Origin of the sequence: Sphingopyxis sp. H053 (assembly GCF_001468225.1) — a bacterium.
In the GTDB taxonomy this organism is placed as follows: Bacteria; Pseudomonadota; Alphaproteobacteria; order Sphingomonadales; family Sphingomonadaceae; genus Sphingopyxis.
Map to the genome: position 1 here is coordinate 1 of NZ_LNRU01000011.1, position 13,227 is coordinate 13,227.

Here is a 13,227-nt window from a genome sequence, read left to right on the forward strand (position 1 = left end):
GTGCACCGCCACCGCCACATGCGGCGAGCGAGAGCGCGGCAAGACCCAGCAGAAGGGGCAAAGGCCGCGCGGCCATCCGCCGGATGCTGCTGCGTCGGTTCGCGTCGGCCATCGCCGTTCCCCTTTGCCGTGATGTCCGCCTTTTAGCGCGGCGGAGGGGGGAGGGGTAGCATCATGCGGTTAACCGATCCTCCCTGTGCCGCAGGCATGGGGAGGGGGACCGCTGCCGCAGGCGGTGGTGGAGGGGCCGGAGACGTTGCGCATTGGCCCCTCCGTCAGCGCTTCGCGCTGCCACCTCCCCATGGCTTCGCCACAGGGAGGATCTTTTCACCTCCGCTTGCTCCCATACGCCCCAGCCTTTATGCGCCCGGCATCATGCCCGCGCCGCTCGACCATATCGACAGCTGGATCTTCGATCTCGACAACACGCTCTATGCGCCGTCGGCGAGGCTTTTCGACCTGATCGACGAACGCATGGGCGCCTTCATCATGCGGCTGCTGAATGTCGACGCCGCCGAGGCGCGGCGGGTGCAGAAGCAGTATTTCCACGACCATGGCACGACGATGGCGGGGCTGATGCGGCACCACGGCGTGCACCCCGAGGATTTTCTGGTCGACGTCCATGACATTGCGCTCGACCGGCTGAGTGTCGATGCGCGGCTGCGCGCCGGGCTGGAACGCCTGCCGGGGCGCAAGCTGATCTTCACCAACGCCGATGCCGATTATGCGGGACGCGTGCTTCACGCGCGCGGGATCGCCGACCTGTTCGACGGCATCTGCGATATCCGCGTCACGCGCTATACGCCGAAGCCCGATCCCGAAGCCTATGCCATGATGATCACGCATCTGGGAATCGACCCGGCGAAAAGCGTCTTCGTCGAGGATATGGCGCGCAACCTGACGCCCGCCAAAGCGCTCGGCATGACGACCGTCTGGCTGGACAATGGCAGCGAAAGCGGTCATCGGGACCACCTGCCGGAGCATGTCGATTTCCACGCGACCGACATCGCCGACTGGCTCGACAATCTGCCTTTACCATGGGGAATTTCATGACCACCGACCTGCAATCGACGATCGAAGCCGCATGGGATGACCGCGACACGCTGGGGCTGACGACGACGGGCGCGGTGCGCGAGGCGGTCGAGACCGCGCTCGCGGGGCTCGACGACGGCAGCTATCGCGTCGCCGAGCGCGATGCGGGCGGAACCTGGCAGGTCAACCAGTGGCTGAAGAAAGCGGTGCTGCTGTCCTTCCGCCTCAACGACATGGAATTGATCGAAGGCGGCCCCGGCGGCGCGCGCTGGTGGGACAAGGTGCCGTCGAAATTCGCCGGCTGGGGCGAGAACCGCTTTCGCGACGCGGGTTTCCGCGCCGTTCCCGGGTCGATCGTCCGCCGCGGTGCCTATATCAGCAAGGGCGCGGTGCTGATGCCGAGCTTCGTCAACATCGGCGCCTATGTCGGCGAAGGCTCGATGGTCGACGCCTGGGCGACCGTCGGCAGCTGCGCGCAGATCGGCGCGAACGTCCATCTGTCGGGCGGCGCCGGGATCGGCGGCGTGCTCGAACCGCTGCAGGCCGGCCCGGTGGTGATCGAGGACGGCGCCTTCATCGGCGCGCGCGCCGAGGTTGCCGAGGGTGTGATCGTGCGCGAGGGCGCGGTGCTGTCGATGGGCGTCTACCTCGGCGCATCGACCAAGATCGTCGACCGCGCGACGGGCGAAATCTTCATCGGCGAAGTCCCGGCCTATTCGGTCGTTGTGCCGGGCGCGATGCCGGGCAAGCCGCTGCCCGACGGGACGCCGGGGCCGTCGCTGTACTGCGCGGTGATCGTCAAGCGCGTCGACGCAAAGACGCGCGCAAAGACCGGGATCAACGAGCTGCTGCGCGACTGATCGCCGCCTGCGCCGCGATCAGCGCATCGTGGCGGGCGAAAGGCAGGGTACGGTGTCGGCGGTCCAGTCGATCTCGTAGGTGGCGGGCACGAGCCTGCCGCCGGGCGCCGGCGGCTTGGCGACGTCGGGCTTGTAAAAGACCCATGCCATGCTGTTGTCAAAACTGGCAATCCGGCCATTGTCGCGCCGCGCGCTGATCGCGTCGATTTCGGGCTGTTCGACGCGCAGGCCGCGGACCAGGCGGATCGATCCGTCGCGAAGGTCGAAGGCGCGGTAATGATTCTTGCCGAAAATGCGCGTGTCATAGCCCGTTTTGAACGACCAGTTCGCGGCGTTCGTCGTCGCCGGCAGCCGCAGCGTCGTCACGCGGCAGTCGAATTCAGGGGCGCTATAATAGGGTAGGTCCTGATTCTGGTCCGCCGCCCGCGCGCGCCGTTCGGGCGGGTTGAAACCCCCGCCGGGCAGCGCGAGCGACTTGTCGCCGTCGCCGTCATCGTCCCAGTCGACCGTCCATGTGCCGGTGATGGTGAGGACGCTGGCCTCGGCCTTTTGATCATAGCGCCATTTGACGTCGTCGACCGTCTCCCACGTTCCGCCCACCAGCTGTTGGCGCATGCCGTCGCGCAATTGATCGGCGGTCAGTCCGGACAGCTCGACCTGTTGCTGCAACCCCCGGATGCCGCGGACGATGGTGGTGTTCGTCACCCGCGCCGGCCGATCGAAGCCCGCCCGCGCGTCGATTTCATAGAGGGTGATTTCGTTCGGCTTGCTGGCCGGGCGCCATTCGAGTTTCTGGAGCGCGCCGCCCTTCGCGGTCACCGGCAGGACCCATCGGTAGGGAATCGCCGGGGTGGCAGCGGACGGAACGACCGGCGGAAGCGTGCCGTCGAGCCAGTAGGCAGCGCCGTCGATCTTTGCCCGCACCAGCACATGGTCGAATATCCCCGGATTGGGCAGGCGTTCGTCGAGGCCGTCGTCGGCACCGCTGTTGTTGGCGAGGACAGCTTCGGCGTCGATCCCGAGCTTGCCGAGCAAGCCCAGCAGCAGCGCCGTCTTGCCCTTGCAGTCGCCGTAACGCCGCTGCCATGTTTCCTCGGCGGTGGCGGGGGTGAGATTTCCGCTGCCCAGCCCGACATAGATGTAGCGCACATCCTGTTGCACCAGTTTCAGCGCGGCATTGGCCCGGTCGAGCGGCTTCGCGTGCGCCGCGGCGATGCGCTGCGCTTCCTTGTCGAGCGACGAACCGTCGGCGATCGCCGCGGCCTTTGCGTACAGCGGGGCGAAGTGCCGCGAAATCGTGGCCCAGTCGGCGAAGTCGGTGAATTCGACGATCCGCTGCCATTGATAGCGCGCCGGCGCGTCCTTCGGCGGCGTCAGAAGCGCCGGATTGTCGAACCGGAAGTCGATCCCGCCGTCGCGCGATACGCCGATCGCCGTCATGTCGGGGGTCATCCTGACCGCCGGCTTCAGCCCCTTGTCCCAGCTCAGTCCCAGCCGGTAGCGGCCGGGCGCCGGGTTGGGCGCGAGAAAGAGAAGGCCCGAATCATTCTTTCCCAAAGTGGGGTCGCTCGACCGGGTCGTCAGCTCGACCTCAAGCTCGTCGCCGACGCGCAGATCGGGCACGCGAAGCACCGCGGTGAGGACGCCGTCGAGTTTCGCCGCTTCCAGCTGATCCTCGCGGCGCAGGATTTCGAACGATGTCTTTTCGAGAACGTCGATCGTCTCGTTGCCCCGATGAACCTTGACCAGATGCACCACCGGGGCGCCCGATGCGGGATTCCAGGCGGTCGAGACATTTCCGATTTGCAACGCATTCGGATGGAGGATCCGGATGCGATAACCGAAATATTGCGCCTGCCCCCGTTCATCCAGATGAATGAGCACATCCTGACGCCGCACGAAAAACATCCCGCCGGCATCGCCCGGAACCGGCATCAGTTCGGACGGAACCGCCCAAGGCGGCACCGCGCCGCGCTGGATCTGATTGTCTTCGGCACGGACCGGCGCGTGCGCGAGCACGGCCGCCACGAATATCGAAACTGGAATGCGCACTATACCCCCCCGACTCCGCAGCATAATGTCGTGAATTCATCACGATGCAAGAAGAGACCCGAGGTGGCTGCCAAAAGCGGGGTCGAAGCTGATCGCCAGGCCTTCGTCGAATGACGCCAGCCGTTGGTAGACAATATAGCGCTGGATAATTATTGCGAATTATTCGCGATTGGGGAGGCCATCTGTTTCGATAGCGGCCGCGAGGGGGAATTATGTCGGCTGTTTTTCACGGGTCATCGCTGACCATATTGGCTCTGCTGTCGGCCGCGCCCGCCGCTGCGCAGGAACCCACCGGCGACGCACCGGCGGCGATCCCCGTGCCGGTGAATGGCGCCGAACGCTATACGCCCGCCGACTTCACGCGCTTCGCACCGCGCACCGCGCTCGACATGGTCGAAAAGGTGCCGGGCTTCCTGATCGTCACCGGCACCAACGGCGGCGAGCGCGGGCTGGGCGCGGCGACCGAGAATGTGTTGATCGACGGCGAGCGCATCGCGAACAAATCGACCGATGCGCGCACCGCGCTGGCCCGCATCACCGCGGCCGAGGTCGCCTATATCGACATCGTCGACGGCGCGGGGCTGAACGTCCCGGGGCTGACCGGACAGGTCGCCAATGTCGTGCTCGTCGCGGGCGCGGGGAGCGGCGGGTTCAAGACGACGATCCGCTGGCAGCCCGAATGGCGCCCGCGGCTCGACAAGAACTGGCTGAACGGCGAGGTTTCGACGACGGGCAAGCTCGGCGGGACGAATGTGACGCTCAGCCTGAAGAACGAAGCGCGGCGGCAGGGGCATTGGGGGCCCGAACAGCGGTTTGACGGCAATGGCGACCTGTTGTTCGTGCGCGACGAGTTCGGCCGCTACAACGCCGACCAGCCGCGCCTGTCGGCGGCGCTCGCGCGGACCACCGCGAACGGCAACAAATGGAATTTCAATCTGGGCGGTCAGCTGGTCAACCTCGACGAGCGGGTCGACGGGACGTCGGTTCAGCCCGGCACCGGCATTGTGCGCGAGGCGTTCCGCTTCACCGAAGACGAGCATAATTTCGATATCGGCGGCGATTATGAGCTGGGGCTGGGCAAGGGGCGGCTGAAGCTGATCACCCTCTACCGCTTCGAACACAGCCCGTTCGTCGACAGTTTCATCGTCGACCGCGAAATCGGCGGGCGGACGGGCGAGCGGTTCAAGCAGACCGCCGACGAGGGCGAGTCGATCGTGCGCGGCGAATATAGCTGGCGCACCGGCGGCGGCACCGACTGGCAGGTCGCGCTGGAGGGTGCGTACAATATACTCGATGTCGATTCCGAATTTGCGGTGCTGCAACCCGATGGCAGTTTCCGGCCCGTCGTTTTCGGCGGCGAGCGGACGAGGGTCGAGGAGAAGCGCGGCGAAGGGTCGCTGACCTGGGGCCGGTCGCTCGCGTCGAACCTCACCGCACAGATCAACCTCGGCGCCGAATATAGCGAGCTGACCTCGTCGGGGCCGGGCGGGCTGACGCGCCGCTTCGTCCGGCCGAAGGGCAAGGTCGCGCTGGCGTGGAAGGTCGCGCCCAAGACGACGATCAACTGGTTCGTACAGCGCCGCGTCGACCAGCTCGACTTTTTCGATTTCGCGAGCTCGGTCGATGTCGCGAACGGGCAGGGCAATGGCGGCAACGGGCTGCTCGTGCCGCCGGTCCTCAATCGCACCGAGCTGGAATTCGTGCAGGATATGGGCGCGTGGGGCAATGCGTCGGTCGCCGTCGCTTACGCCTATGCGCAGGACCTCGTCGACCAGGTGCCGCTGTCGCCGACCACCGAAGGGCGCGGCAACCTGCCGCCCGCGCACCTCTATCGCATCAGTTCGAAGGCGACCTTGCTGCTCGACCGGCTGGGGTGGAAGGGGGCGCGGATCAACAGCGACATCACCTGGCGTCGCAACCGCGTGCGCGACCCGCTCACCGACCTGTGGCGCGACCAGAGCGAGGGGCAGGAATATGTCGTCGATTTGAGCCTGCGGCATGACGTGCCGGGGACGAACCTCGCGTGGGGCGCGGGCTATTTCGACGAGCGCTACAGCCCGAATTTACGGCTCGGCGCGATCGAGAAGGAATATACCGACGGGCCGTTCGTCACCGCGTTCGTCGAGCATAAGGATGTCGCGGGCTTCACGGTGAAGCTGTCGTACCGCAACCTCGCGAATATGAGGGACGGGTTCAACCGGACGGTGTTTGTCGACCGGCGCGACGGGCCGGTCGCGTTCAGCGAGCAGAGGCTGCGCAAGTTCGGGCGGTTTTTCCAGCTGACCGTGACGGGGACGCTTTAGCGTCCCCGCGGTGTACCCCGGCTTTCGCCGGGGTACGGGACCTTACCGCTCGCTGAGATAGTAGCGCTCGCGCGCGGTCAGATCGTCGTTCAGCTCATAGACGATCGGCTGGCCGGTCGGGATTTCGAGGCCGGTGATGTCGGCATCCGAAATGCCCGAGAGATGCTTGACGAGCGCGCGCAGGCTGTTGCCGTGCGCCGAGATCAGCACCGTCTTGCCCGCGGCGAGTTCGGGGACGATCGCGGCCTCATAATAAGGCAGCACGCGCTCGATCGTGTCCTTGAGGCTTTCGGCCGAAGGGATGGCGATGCCGGCGTAGCGCGGGTCGGTCGACAGGTCCCACGGCGAGCCGGCTTCGAGCGGCGGCGGCGGGATGTCGAAGCTGCGGCGCCAGATCTTGACCTGATCGTCGCCATGCTTGGCCGCGGTCTCGGCCTTGTCGAGCCCGGTGAGCCCGCCATAGTGACGCTCGTTGAGGCGCCAGTCCTTGGTGACGGGGAGCCAGAGGCGGCCCATCGCCTCAAGCGCGAGGTTCAGCGTCTTGATCGCGCGCGACTGGACCGAGGTGAAGCAGGTGTCGGGAGCGATGCCCTTCGCCTTCATCAATTCGCCCGCGGCGATCGCCTCGGCGACGCCCTTTTCGGTGACATCGACATCCCACCAGCCGGTGAAGCGGTTTTCGAGATTCCACTGCGACTGGCCGTGACGGATGAGGATGAGCTGGGGCATTTCGGATCCTTGCGCTGGAGAGAGACGCCGCCCTTTAGCGCGGGTTTTCGCCGAACGCCAACCGCCCTCTTGAAATGGTTTCGCTGGCTACCAGATTGACCCTATCCGGCCGCCGACACGGGGCCGGGTGGCGATCGCGGCACGCCGCCGCGGTCCCTGCCTTCGCTTTGTAAAAGGAAGAAAGATCCATGCGTAACAGTTTCGACTGGACCCCCTATCGCCGTTCGACCGTCGGTTTCGACCGCCTGTTCGATTTCCTCGAAACGGGTGGTTCGGGCGCCGAAAATTATCCGCCGTTCGACATCGAAAAACTCGCCGACGACCATTTCCGCATCACCGTCGCGGTCGCCGGCTTCAAGTCCGACGAAATCGACATCACCGCGCAGCAGAACATGCTGACCGTCAGCGGACGCAAGGCGCCGGTGGCCGAAGGCGAGGCGCGCCAATTGCTCTATAGCGGCATCGCGACGCGCGCGTTCGAGCGCCGCTTCCAGCTCGCCGATTTCGTGCGCGTTGAACAGGCCGACCTCGCCGACGGGCTGCTCGCGATCGACCTCGTGCGCGAAGTGCCCGAGGCGATGAAGCCGCACAAGATCGCGATCGGCGGCAGCACGCCGGCGATTGAGGAAAAGAAGGCCGCGTGACGCGACCTTCTCGGCTGAACGAATTTGCGGGGTCCGGAGTCCCTTCCGGGCCCCGTTTTCGTGACTAGAGCACGCGCGTCATGAAGCGGCTGAACGGGTCGAGTTTATAGTCGGCGAAAGGCTCGCACTCGGTGAAGCCGTAACGCTGGTAAAGCGCGATTGCCGGTTCGAAGGCGCCGCTCGATCCGGTTTCGAGGCTGAGGCGACCGAGACCGCGGGTCCGCGCGACGTCGATGATATGGTCGAGCATATGCGCCGCGACACCCTGCCGCAGGAAGGGTTCCGCGGTGCGCATCGATTTGATCTCACCGTGTTTGGCGCCCAGCATCTTGAGCGCCCCGCAGCCCGCGAGCTCGTCGCCGCGGTGAATCGACCAGAAGGTCACGCCGTCGGCGCGCAGCCCGTCGAAATCGAGGAAATGGCAGCTTCCGGCCGGCGAGTTCGCGAGCATGCCCGCAAAATGTTGCTCGAGCAGCGCGCGGATGTCGGCGCCCGACAGATCATCCTCGACGATCCGCCAGGCGCCCGCATTGGACATCAGAGAAGCTGGTCCAGCGTCGCGAGGCACGCGTGCGCGAGCAGCTTCGAACGCTCGGGCGACCAGCCTTGGGCGGGGTCGGGGAGGTCGCGATTGTCCTTGAACGGCATTTCGAGCGTCATCGACACCGCGCCAAAGCGTTCGGCGACCTGCGTCGTCGACATCGACAGATTCGCCTGCCCCGGCGCGGTTTCGGCATAGCCGAGGTCGACCTGAAAATCGGGGGTGTTCGCGGCAAGCGCGGTCTCGAACGCCTTATATTTTTCGGTCTGTTCGGCCTTGAGCGACGGAATGCCCTCGAAGCCCGCGAGGAACACCGCGGGGATCGCTTCGTCGCCATGGACGTCCATCGCCCAGTCGACACCGGTCGCGTCCATCGCGTTGCGGACGGCGAGCACTTCGGGGCTGCGGTCGGCGGTCGGATTGTCCCATTCGCGGTTGAGGTTCACGCCGGCGAAATTGGTGCGCAGATGCCCGCGGCACGAGCCGTCGGGATTCATGTTCGGGACGATGTGGAAACGGCACTTGTTCCGCAACGAGCGCGCGTGCGGATCGGCGGGATCGACGAGCTTTTCGAGCGCGCCTTCCATCCACCATTCGGCCATGCTTTCGCCCGGGTGCTGGCGCGCATAGAGCCAGACCTGTGTGTCGCCGGTGCCAAGTTCGAGGCAGTCGATCGGCTGGCCTTCGAGGCTGGTGCCGAGGCAGCGATAGGTGACGCCTTCGCATTCGGCGATTTGCGCGACGAGGTCGTGATGGCGCTCCATCGAATAGGGCGCGAAATAGGCGATATAGAGGATCGGGCTTTCGGCGGTGTGCTGGATCGTCAGCGTGCCGGCTTCATAAGCTGTATCGAGGCGGAACCAGGTTTCGCGATCGGTGCTCGCGCAGGCGGCATAGCCCGGCCAGCCATCGGGATAGGCCGAGTCGCCAAGCCCGGTGATCGCGAGGTCGAGCGCGTCGCCGACTGCGCACGACACGCGGAAATGGAACCACTGGAAAAAGTCCGATTCGCGGTCCTTGCGAATCGAAAGGCGCGCCGACGTGCCGTCGACATTTTCCACGACGATATTGCCGCTGTCGAAAGCGGCGTTGATGCTGATGGTCATTTGACGCTGATAGTGCGTCCCGATTCCCCGGGGAAGTCCCTGAATAGCGCGTCGGCCAATTTCGCCGCGGCGAGGCTGGGCTGGCTGGCGGGCGCCTTCACCGGGACCGCGGTGAACGCGCGGCCTTCCCACAAGGCCTGGCCGCTCGCGGCATCGTCGATGCGTACCGCGAGCTGGAGGTCGGCCATCCGCTTGGGACCGCCGCCGAGGTTGAGGCCGATCCCGAGTCCGACGCCCGACCCATAGCTGCCCGTCGAACCGCCGACGCCGACCGAGACGGGCGATCGCCTGCCGACGCCGTCGCGGTTCATGCGTTCGAACCCGATGCGCACCTTCAAGGGCGCGCGGGCGCCGTCGGGCGCCGCAACGAGTCCCTGCCGTTGCAATTGCTGTTCGACCGCGGTGCGGTAGCTGTTCCATTCGAGCGAGGGCGCGTCGATCATCGCCCCGGCGTTGCCGAGCGGCGCGGCGTCGACCGTATAGCGCGTGCCCGGCGCCCAGCCTGCAGGCGCGCTGGCGTGGAAGCGCGTGACTTCGACCGGGGGAACCGCGGTGGCGCAGCCACCGAGAGCGAGCGCCGCTGCAGAGAGCAGGGCGACAGAAATGGGACGCGTCATCACCGCTTCATGCGCCAGCAAATATGGCTTGGCAATGAACGGTCTATCGCTTCGTCTTGCCGGGCTCGATCCGGCATCTATCGGCGATGGCGCAGCTGGACCCCGGATCAAGCCCGGGGTGACGAAGAGAGGGAGCGCGGCTTCTCGCGGCGCCCGCCCGGTCAACGATAGAAGATGTGGTTGTCGATCTGCGCGATGCGCGTCTTGCGCCAGCCCGGCGAGACATAGCGCGCGTGAAAGAAGAGCGCGCCCGGGGCGTGGTTCTTCCAGCTGCCGTCGCGCGCGATCTGCGCGATCGCCACGGCGTTGCTCCACTGCGCCGCGTTGCGCACCGCGGGCATCCGGCCGCCGCGCACGAAGCTGAACTGGCTCTTCTGAAGGACGACACCGCACAGGCTCTTGGGGAAACGTCCCGACTGGGCGCGGTTGATCACGACATGCGCGACCGCGAGCTGGCCGGGAAGCGATTCGCCGCGCGATTCGAAATAGACCGCGCCGGCAAGGCAGCGCAGTTCGGGGTCGATGTCGGCGGGCTTCGGTGTCGCAGCGACGAGTTCGGCGAGCGAATCGGCGGTCGAGTCAGCGGTGACCGGCGCCGGCTGCGGCTCGGGCGCCGATTCATCTTCGGTTTTCTGGCTGTCTTCGACCGGAAGTTCGGCATCGGTCGACAGGTCCGCCTTCTCAGCCACGACCGGCGCGTCGGCGCCCGGCAGGATGATCGCGGGGATATTGGCGTCGGCCGCAAGATCGCTTGCAAAGCCCGGTTCCGCCAAAAGCAGCATGGAGGCGGCAGTCATGCCGACGGCAGCCATGCCGGCTACGTTCAGAATGCGACTCATATTGTCCGTCAAAAGTGCGGCCGATGAACCGAACCTCTCAAAACAGGCGGGGGACTATGGTCCTGTATCGCCGCCTGCGGTCATCGTCCGACTGCGTGTCCAAACCGTTTGCCGGGTGCTTGCAAAGCAGTGCAACCCGCGGAACGACCTACGCGTTATCGAATGGGCGGCACTTATTGTGCGCCGCAACAGAGTCAAGTTAACGCGGCCCACTCCGCGACGAGTTGTGGCGCATCCGCGATATCCAGTTCGATCAGCCACATATCGGGATCGGCCTTTCGCCGCCGGTCCTGATAGATCGCGCGCGATTCACTATCTTTTGCGTCGGCCGGGCCGACCGCCTCCCAGATATAGTTGCCGCCTGCTGAAAAGCGTCGTTCGAGCAGCGGTCCGGGTTCACCGCGATCGCTGCATTGGACGAGAATGATTCCGGAGGTTTCGTCGCCTTTGATAACCACGGTCGCAAAGCCGCCGGCCGCTTCGGTGCGGCGAAGCAGCAGGTCGACGAGAAAACGGCTTTTGAGCCGCGTCACGGGATGGCTCGCAGCGCGGCGCTACGCCGCGTCACGCGCTTCGGTGTCGGCGAGCATCGCATAAAGCGCTTCGTCACTCTTCGCGCCGCGCAGCCGTTCGGCGATCGCATCGTTGCGGAGCATCCGCGACACGCCGGCGAGCGCCTTCAGATGATCGGCGCCGGCATCGAGCGGCGACAGCAGGATGAAGAGCAGGTCGACCGGCAGGCCATCGACCGCGGTAAAGTCGATCGGCCGCGCCAGCTGCAGGAACAGGCCGCGCACGCCGCCGAGATCGGCCATCTTGGCATGCGGAAGTGCGATCCCGCGCCCGAACCCGGTCGAGCCGAGGCGTTCGCGTTCGAGCAGCGCCTCGCTGACTTCGCCCGCATCGAGGCCGAGCGAACGTGCCGCGAGATCACCCACAAAGGGGAAGAGCGCCTTTTTCGAATCGAGCTGCACATGCGCGCGCACGGTCGCCGGATAGAGAAGGGAAGAAAGATTCATTGTCTGGTCAAATCTTGTTAAACGCCGGCCACCGCCAGAAACCATGCTGGCAAGCGATCGCGGATCTGTCGTGGCAGGCCCCCCGCCAACCCGGCTTCGGGCATCGTTGGGCGCGGCCCTTAAGCCGGATGGCGGAGAAAATCCAGTCCTATCGTGGTTCGACCCAGCCAATCGTCCCGTCGTCGCGGCGATAGACCATATTATGCGTGCCGGTCCTGCTGTTAACGAAGAGCAGCGCGTTGGTGTTCCTGAGGTCGAGCATCATCACCGCGTCGGACACGCTGCTGCTCGGAATATCGACGCGCGTTTCGGCGATGATCGCGGGCGCGTCGCCCGCATCCTCATCAGTACCGCCGTCGAAGACGGTGTAGCCCGCGTTGTCCTCGATCTCGTCGACCGTCGGCGAGGGTGCTGCAACGCCGTTGTTATGATCCTTCAATCGCCGCATATAGCGCCGAAGCTGTTTTTCGATGCGTTCGGCGGCGCCTTCGAAGGCGACATGCGCGTCCTGCGCCTGGCCGTGCCCCTTCAGCACCAGCCCCTGCATCACATGCGCGACGATGTCGCATTGGAAACTGTCGTGCGGCCCCTTCCCGAAGGTCGCGTGCGCCCCGATTGCGCGCGAGAAATATTTGTCGGCAATCGCGTTCATCCGGTCCGACACATGCGCCTGAAGCGCTTCGCCGGTTTCGATCTGGTGGCCAGAGACGCGGATTTCCATTTTTCTTCTCCTTCTTGGCCGGTGCGATGATTTAGGGAAAGGTCATCACACCGTATCGAGCCACAGCGGCTGGTTCAGCCCTGCGACAAATTCGGCGTGGCGCGCGAGTTCGGCGGCCGACGCCATATGGGGACGGGGTTCGCGAAAGGGACGGTCGGGGCCGCGCGATGCCGCGGGCGCGGGGGCAGTCGCGATGGTGATACTCGCGCTCGACGCGGCGAGTCCGAGGCCGATCTGCCGGCCGCCGGTCATTTCGATATAGAGATGCGCGAGCAGTTCGGCGTCGAGCAGCGCGCCATGCTTGACGCGGTGGCTGCGGTCGATGCCGTAGCGCGTGCAGAGCGCGTCGAGGCTGTGTTTTGCGCCGGGATGGAGCTTGCGCGCCATCTGCACGGTGCAGCACATGCGCGTCATGTCGAGCGCGGGGCGGCCGGCGCGTGCAAGTTCGGCGTTGACGAAACCGAAGTCGAAGGCGGCGTTGTGCGCGACGAGCGGCGCGTCGCCCAGAAATTCGATCAGCTCGTCGACGCGAGTCGCGAAGAGCGGCTTGTCCGACAGGAACTGGATCGACAGGCCGTGGACCGCTTCGGCAGCGGCGGGCATGTCGCGTTCGGGATTGAAATAGGCGTGAAAGGTGACGCCGGTTTCGCGGCGGTCGACCAGCTCGACACACCCGATTTCGACCAGCCTGTCCCCGCTCCTGGGATCGAAACCCGTGGTTTCGGTATCGAAAATAATCTCGCGCATCGAGGCTTTAATCTGGA

Annotated in this window: 14 protein-coding genes; 4 read left to right on the forward strand and 10 right to left on the reverse strand. The window is 65.5% G+C overall.

All coding sequences use genetic code 11. From position 1 onward, the window contains the following. The first annotated feature begins 375 nt into the window (after nt 1-375). Both ATE70_RS18945 and dapD read left to right on the forward strand, forming a co-directional pair. The gene (locus ATE70_RS18945; RefSeq protein WP_058539261.1) at nt 376-1,053 is read left to right on the forward strand and encodes a pyrimidine 5'-nucleotidase; all 678 of its coding nucleotides are present in this window, start codon (nt 376-378) and stop codon (nt 1,051-1,053) included. Next, the gene (gene dapD, locus ATE70_RS18950) at nt 1,050-1,892 is read left to right on the forward strand and encodes a 2,3,4,5-tetrahydropyridine-2,6-dicarboxylate N-succinyltransferase (RefSeq protein WP_058539384.1); all 843 of its coding nucleotides are present in this window, start codon (nt 1,050-1,052) and stop codon (nt 1,890-1,892) included. The genes ATE70_RS18945 and dapD overlap by 4 nt, the downstream gene beginning before the upstream one ends. 18 nt (nt 1,893-1,910) lie before the next feature. On the opposite strand, the gene ATE70_RS18955 is transcribed toward dapD, so the two are convergent. Further along, nucleotides 1,911-3,944 (reverse strand): DUF3857 domain-containing protein, encoded by a 2,034-nt coding sequence (locus tag ATE70_RS18955; RefSeq protein WP_231732760.1) that lies wholly within the window; start codon nt 3,942-3,944, stop codon nt 1,911-1,913. A 212-nt stretch (nt 3,945-4,156) separates the two neighbouring features. On the opposite strand from ATE70_RS18955, the gene ATE70_RS18960 reads away from it, so the two are divergent. After that, complete coding sequence (locus tag ATE70_RS18960; RefSeq protein ID WP_058539262.1) at nt 4,157-6,247, forward strand: TonB-dependent receptor; 2,091 nt, start codon at nt 4,157-4,159, stop codon at nt 6,245-6,247. A 42-nt stretch (nt 6,248-6,289) separates the two neighbouring features. Here the strand turns inward: ATE70_RS18960 and gpmA are convergent, their stop codons facing one another. Beyond that, on the reverse strand, nt 6,290-6,976 hold the full coding sequence (gene gpmA, locus ATE70_RS18965) for a 2,3-diphosphoglycerate-dependent phosphoglycerate mutase (protein WP_058539263.1): 687 nt from the start codon (nt 6,974-6,976) through the stop codon (nt 6,290-6,292). Between the two features lie 188 nt (nt 6,977-7,164). Between gpmA and ATE70_RS18970 the strand changes: the two genes are divergently transcribed. Further along, nucleotides 7,165-7,620, forward strand: coding sequence for an Hsp20 family protein (locus ATE70_RS18970; RefSeq protein WP_058539264.1), 456 nt, complete (start codon nt 7,165-7,167; stop codon nt 7,618-7,620). Nucleotides 7,621-7,684: 64 nt separating this feature from the next. Here the strand turns inward: ATE70_RS18970 and ATE70_RS18975 are convergent, their stop codons facing one another. The 8 genes from ATE70_RS18975 to dnaQ all read right to left on the reverse strand — a co-directional run bounded on the left by ATE70_RS18975 (nt 7,685) and on the right by dnaQ (nt 13,210). Then, on the reverse strand, nt 7,685-8,158 hold the full coding sequence (locus ATE70_RS18975; RefSeq protein WP_058539265.1) for a GNAT family N-acetyltransferase: 474 nt from the start codon (nt 8,156-8,158) through the stop codon (nt 7,685-7,687). Further along, complete coding sequence (locus ATE70_RS18980) at nt 8,158-9,267, reverse strand: M14 family metallopeptidase (RefSeq protein WP_058539266.1); 1,110 nt, start codon at nt 9,265-9,267, stop codon at nt 8,158-8,160. The genes ATE70_RS18975 and ATE70_RS18980 overlap by 1 nt, the downstream gene beginning before the upstream one ends. Beyond that, nucleotides 9,264-9,884 (reverse strand): DUF4136 domain-containing protein, encoded by a 621-nt coding sequence (locus ATE70_RS18985; RefSeq protein ID WP_058539386.1) that lies wholly within the window; start codon nt 9,882-9,884, stop codon nt 9,264-9,266. The genes ATE70_RS18980 and ATE70_RS18985 overlap by 4 nt, the downstream gene beginning before the upstream one ends. A 161-nt stretch (nt 9,885-10,045) precedes the next feature. Then, nucleotides 10,046-10,723 carry a cell wall hydrolase gene (locus tag ATE70_RS18990; RefSeq protein WP_058539267.1) on the reverse strand — a complete coding sequence of 226 codons (678 nt, stop codon included), beginning with the start codon at nt 10,721-10,723 and terminating at the stop codon, nt 10,046-10,048. 194 nt (nt 10,724-10,917) lie between these two features. Next, a complete protein-coding gene (locus ATE70_RS18995) occupies nt 10,918-11,256 on the reverse strand; it encodes a DUF1491 family protein (RefSeq protein ID WP_058539268.1) in 339 nt (112 codons plus the stop codon). A gap of 21 nt (nt 11,257-11,277) precedes the next feature. After that, on the reverse strand, nt 11,278-11,742 hold the full coding sequence (locus tag ATE70_RS19000; RefSeq protein ID WP_037514302.1) for a PTS sugar transporter subunit IIA: 465 nt from the start codon (nt 11,740-11,742) through the stop codon (nt 11,278-11,280). Nucleotides 11,743-11,890: 148 nt separating this feature from the next. Further along, a complete protein-coding gene (hpf, locus tag ATE70_RS19005) occupies nt 11,891-12,463 on the reverse strand; it encodes a ribosome hibernation-promoting factor, HPF/YfiA family (RefSeq protein ID WP_058539269.1) in 573 nt (190 codons plus the stop codon). A 45-nt stretch (nt 12,464-12,508) separates the two neighbouring features. After that, nucleotides 12,509-13,210, reverse strand: coding sequence for a DNA polymerase III subunit epsilon (gene dnaQ, locus ATE70_RS19010; protein ID WP_058539270.1), 702 nt, complete (start codon nt 13,208-13,210; stop codon nt 12,509-12,511). Nucleotides 13,211-13,227 lie beyond the last annotated feature (17 nt).

What these genes read in the sequence shown, in the direction of transcription:
- ATE70_RS18945 (WP_058539261.1), top strand. Translation starts at nt 376, where the DNA reads ATGCCCGCGCCGCTCGACCATATCGACAGCTGGATCTTCGATCTCGAC.
- dapD (WP_058539384.1), top strand. Translation starts at nt 1,050, where the DNA reads ATGACCACCGACCTGCAATCGACGATCGAAGCCGCATGGGATGACCGC.
- ATE70_RS18960 (WP_058539262.1), top strand. Translation starts at nt 4,157, where the DNA reads ATGTCGGCTGTTTTTCACGGGTCATCGCTGACCATATTGGCTCTGCTG.
- gpmA (WP_058539263.1), bottom strand. Translation starts at nt 6,976, where the DNA reads ATGCCCCAGCTCATCCTCATCCGTCACGGCCAGTCGCAGTGGAATCTC.
- ATE70_RS18970 (WP_058539264.1), top strand. Translation starts at nt 7,165, where the DNA reads ATGCGTAACAGTTTCGACTGGACCCCCTATCGCCGTTCGACCGTCGGT.
- ATE70_RS18975 (WP_058539265.1), bottom strand. Translation starts at nt 8,158, where the DNA reads ATGTCCAATGCGGGCGCCTGGCGGATCGTCGAGGATGATCTGTCGGGC.
- ATE70_RS18980 (WP_058539266.1), bottom strand. Translation starts at nt 9,267, where the DNA reads ATGACCATCAGCATCAACGCCGCTTTCGACAGCGGCAATATCGTCGTG.
- ATE70_RS18985 (WP_058539386.1), bottom strand. Translation starts at nt 9,884, where the DNA reads ATGACGCGTCCCATTTCTGTCGCCCTGCTCTCTGCAGCGGCGCTCGCT.
- ATE70_RS18990 (WP_058539267.1), bottom strand. Translation starts at nt 10,723, where the DNA reads ATGAGTCGCATTCTGAACGTAGCCGGCATGGCTGCCGTCGGCATGACT.
- ATE70_RS19000 (WP_037514302.1), bottom strand. Translation starts at nt 11,742, where the DNA reads ATGAATCTTTCTTCCCTTCTCTATCCGGCGACCGTGCGCGCGCATGTG.
- hpf (WP_058539269.1), bottom strand. Translation starts at nt 12,463, where the DNA reads ATGGAAATCCGCGTCTCTGGCCACCAGATCGAAACCGGCGAAGCGCTT.
- dnaQ (WP_058539270.1), bottom strand. Translation starts at nt 13,210, where the DNA reads ATGCGCGAGATTATTTTCGATACCGAAACCACGGGTTTCGATCCCAGG.